The organism is Actinomadura sp. KC06 (genome assembly GCF_004348735.1).
Classification (GTDB): Bacteria; Actinomycetota; Actinomycetes; order Streptosporangiales; family Streptosporangiaceae; genus Spirillospora.
Window position 1 is genome coordinate 1 of sequence record NZ_SMKT01000321.1, and the last position, 4,042, is coordinate 4,042.

At 73.7% G+C, this 4,042-nt stretch carries 4 protein-coding genes and 1 pseudogene; 4 read left to right on the plus strand and 1 reads right to left on the minus strand.

From position 1 onward, the window contains the following. The 4 genes from E1287_RS42320 to E1287_RS42335 all read left to right on the plus strand — a co-directional run. Nucleotides 1-610, plus strand: a 610-nt coding sequence (locus E1287_RS42320; RefSeq protein ID WP_131971634.1) for a cytochrome P450, incomplete at its 5' end; no start/stop codon positions are given. 110 nt (nt 611-720) lie between these two features. Further along, on the plus strand, nt 721-2,043 hold the full coding sequence (locus E1287_RS42325) for a sensor histidine kinase (RefSeq protein ID WP_131971636.1): 1,323 nt from the start codon (nt 721-723) through the stop codon (nt 2,041-2,043). A 45-nt stretch (nt 2,044-2,088) separates the two neighbouring features. Beyond that, entirely contained in the window at nt 2,089-2,754 is a 666-nt protein-coding gene (locus E1287_RS42330; RefSeq protein WP_131971640.1) for a response regulator transcription factor, read from the plus strand. Between the two features lie 162 nt (nt 2,755-2,916). Continuing rightward, nucleotides 2,917-3,528 (plus strand): response regulator, encoded by a 612-nt coding sequence (locus tag E1287_RS42335; protein ID WP_131971638.1) that lies wholly within the window; start codon nt 2,917-2,919, stop codon nt 3,526-3,528. Between the two features lie 5 nt (nt 3,529-3,533). Here E1287_RS42335 and E1287_RS44475 read toward each other — a convergent pair. Beyond that, nucleotides 3,534-4,042: pseudogene (locus E1287_RS44475) on the minus strand (hypothetical protein); the annotation flags it as partial.

Consider the following 4,042-nt stretch of genomic DNA (forward strand, 5'->3'; position numbering starts at 1 on the left):
CGACAGGCCCGCCCCCGCCCCCATCGACATGGACCCGCCTGCGCGGGCCATGCTCGCCCGCGTCCCGTACGGCGAGACGGTCGACTTCATCGCCGAGGTCGTCCGCGATCTTCCCGAGACCCTGCGGAACACCCTCGCCGGCGGCCTCTACGCGCTGCTCCGCCACCCCGCGCAGTACGTCCGGCTGCAGGAGGCGCGGTGGGACGAGCGGCTCCTCGACGGCGCCGTCGAGGAGATGCTGCGCTGGTGGACGCCCGTCCTCCAGGTCTGGCGCATCGTGCAGCGCGACACCGTCATCGGCGGTGTGCCGCTGCTGGCCGGCGAACGGGTCACTCTGTGGCTCGTCTCCGCGAACCACGACGAGGACGTGTTCCCCGACCCGGGGCAGTTCCTGCCGGACCGGTTCGTCCGGGGCGCCCGGTCCCATCTCTGCTTCGGTTTCGGGTTCCGCGCCTGCCTGGGCGCGCGGCTCGCCCGCGTCCAGTTGCGGGCGCTGCTCGACGCGCTGCTGGAACGTCCCGGGCTGCCGCAGATCGTGGGCGAGCCGGTGATGCTGCCGTCCAACGCCCGGCACGGCTTCGAGCGCCTCCCCGTCCGATGGACGCGCTGATCCCGCTCGTGGACGCGCCGCCCCGTTCGCGCGGGTACGTCCCGAGGAGTACGGACGCTGACTCCCCACGGCCGACGTGTGCCCTGACCTCGATGACTTAACGTGCAGACATGAGCACTTCGCCGCCGCACGGCCCGGGCAGGCCGCACTGGCCGAGTCCGGCCGCCTGGCCGGTGTGGATCGTCCCGGCCCTCCTGGCGTTCGTCCAGGTGTTCGGGTCGATGGGCGCGCAGCACGGCGGGGGGCGGGAGGGGTCCGGACCGCCGTGGGCGGACGGCGGCGGTTCCGGCGGCGGTTCCGGCGTCGGCCACGCCGACCTCGACCCCCTCGGATTCGGCCTCCTGCTCGCCGGCCCGGCGCTGCTCCTGCTGCGCCGCCGGAATCCGGTGTTCACGCTGGCCGCGGTCGGGGCGGTGACCGCGCTGTACCTGCTGCGCGCCTACCCCTACGGACCCGCGCCGTTCTCCCTCGGCGTCGCGATGATGGCCGCGGTCGTCGCCGGGCACCGGCTGGCCGCCTGGGCCGGGACGGGCGCGGGCCTGGCCGCCTTCTTCGGCCTGTCCGCGCTGATCGGCGTCCCGGAGGAGGAGCGCGGCAGCGGATGGTTCGCGCCCCAGGAGCCCAGCGCCGTCGCCGCGACGTTCGTGACCGGCTGGGCGCTGGTCGTGCTCGTCACGTCCGAGCTGCTCCGGATGCGCGCCCAGCGGGCCGCCGAGACGGCCCGCACCCGCGCCGAGGAGGAGCGCCGCCAGGCCAGCGAGGAACGGCTGCGGATGGCCCGCGAGCTGCACGACGTCCTCGCCCACAACATCTCGATGATCAACGTGCAGGCGGGGGTGGCGCTGCACCTGATGGACGAGAACCCCGAGCAGGCCCGGACGGCGCTCGCCGCCATCAAGGAGGCCAGCAAGGAGGCCCTCACCGAGATGCGCGGGGTGATCGGCGCGCTGCGGTCGCAGGGCGAGACCGCGCCCCGCACCCCCACCGCGGGCCTCGGCGGGCTGGACGATCTGCTCGCCCGCGCCCGCGCCGCCGGGCTCCGCGTCGACGCCGAGACCACCGGGGACCGCCGTCCGCTGCACGCGGGCACCGACCTCGCCGCGTTCCGGATCGTGCAGGAGTCGCTGACGAACGTGAGCCGCCATGCCGGTCCCGGCCCGGTGACGGCGCGGGTCCGGATCGCCTACGGTAAGCACGAGATCGTGGTGCAGGTCGACGACGACGGCCGGGGGGTGTCCCTCCTGGACGACCCGGGCGGCAGCGGCAGCGGGATCCGCGGCATGCGGGAGCGGGCCGCCGCGCTCGGCGGCTCGTTCGACGCGGGGCCGCGGCCGGGCGGCGGGTTCCGAGTCCGCGCGACGCTCCCCCTCGAAGCCGGACCTGGGCCGGACCAACCGGAACCGGACGGCGCGTCCGCCCTGAGAGAGGACTGACCGGACATGCAGGTCTCTGGTGGCTCGCCGGACGCGCGGGACTCGATGGTCAAGGTGCTGCTGGCCGACGACCAGGTGCTGGTCCGGGCCGGTTTCCGGGCGCTGCTGGACGCGCAGCCCGACATCGAGGTCGTCGGCGAGGCGAGCGACGGCGAGGAGGCCGTGGCGCAGGCGAAGCGGCTGCGCCCGAGCGTCATCCTGATGGACATCCGCATGCCGGGCCTGGACGGCCTGGAGGCCACCCGGCGGATCGCGTCCGACGACCGGCTCGACGGCGTGAAGATCGTGATTCTCACCACATTCGAGCTGGACGAGTACGTGTTCGAGGCGCTGCGCGGCGGCGCGAGCGGGTTCCTCGTCAAGGACACCGAGCCGGTCGAGCTGATCCACGCCGTCCGGGCGGTCGCGGACGGGGACGCGCTGCTGTCGCCGTCCGTGACCCGCAGGCTGATCGCCGAGTTCGCCGCGCGGGCCAAGGAACCCGCGCCCTCGCCGCGCCTCAACGCCCTGACCGAAAGGGAGCGGGAGGTCATGGCGCTGGTCGGCGAGGGCCTGTCGAACGAGGAGATCGCCGCCCGGCTGGTGGTCAGCCCGGCGACCGCGAAAACCCATGTCAGCCGGACGATGGTCAAGCTCAACGCCCGCGACCGGGCCCAACTCGTCGTGTTCGCCTACGAGTCCGGGCTGGTCAAACCCGGCTGGCTGCCCTAGAAATTCTTAATGAACAATTTTCATCCTCGGTGGTCGCACAGGTCACGGTCGTTGCGCACCGGCCGGATGAAAAATGTTCACCCTGGGACGATTCACTGTTGTCGTCCGATCGGTCATGGCAGGGTGGACGGCAGAGGCCGTCGTTTGACGTAAGGGAGTCCGGTGCCGAGCGACACGAGGATCCTGGCCGTCGACGACCGCGAGGAGAACCTGACCGCCCTAGCCGCCGTGCTCGACGCGCTGCCGGTGGAGGTCGTGCCCGTCACGTCCGGGCAGGCCGCGCTGAAGGAACTGCTGAACGACGATTTCGCGCTGATCCTGCTCGACGTCGTCATGCCCGAGATGGACGGGTTCGAGACCGCGGGCCACATCAAGGCCCGGCCCCGCACCCGCGACATCCCGATCATCTTCCTCACCGCGGGCGGCGAGGCGGGCGAGCAGGCGTTCCGCGGCTACGCGGCCGGCGCGGTCGACTACCTGACCAAGCCGTTCGACCCGTGGCTGCTGCGCGCGAAGGTGTCGGTGTTCGTGGAGCTGCACCGCCGCAACCTGCAGCTCAGGCGGCAGGCGCAGCTGCTGCGCCAGACCCTCGCCGAGGGCGACGGGGAGGCCGTGCTGGCGGGCGGCGAGCGGCTGCTGGCGGCCCTCGACGAGCGCGTCAAGCTGATCGAGGAGGACGTGGCCCGGCTCCAGGCCGGCGAGCCCGCCGCCGACCTCGACGCGCACGTCGCCGACCTCCGCCTCGCCCTGGACGCCCTCTCCGCCGGCGGCTGATCCCCTCAGCGGGCGCCGAGCACGGCGGCCTGGACGCGGATCACCGGGCTCGGCGGCGCCGCCGCCGGGGCTTCGGCGCCCGTCCGCAGCTTGCCGCGCAGGATGAACGCGCCCACCAGAATCGCCGCCACGACCAGGACCACCGCGACCGTGACGACCACCAGCGTCTTGCGGCGCTCCGCACGCCCGGCGGGACCGGCGCCCCGCAGGGACGGCGGAGGCGGCTGCTGCCAGTTCGCGTACTGCTGCGGCTGCTCCCACGGCGGAGGCGTCTGCGGCGGAAGGCCCGGGTGCGGCCCCTGCGAAGGCGGCTGAGCCTGCGGCTGAGCGTGTGGCTGGGACGGCGGCGGCGCCCACTCGGTCTCCACGAACGTCCGCGCCTCGGGATCGTGCCCGGGACGGGGCCGCTGGTGATGCGACCCGTTCTGCTGCGACCCCTGACTCGGATTCGGGCTCCGGCTCTGCTGCCGGTCCTGGTTCGGAGGCGGGCTCGTGGGCCGGAACTGGCCGGGGT

Coding starts and splice junctions, on each gene's coding strand:
- E1287_RS42325 (WP_131971636.1), top strand. CDS start 721: ATGAGCACTTCGCCGCCGCACGGCCCGGGCAGGCCGCACTGGCCGAGT.
- E1287_RS42330 (WP_131971640.1), top strand. CDS start 2,089: ATGGTCAAGGTGCTGCTGGCCGACGACCAGGTGCTGGTCCGGGCCGGT.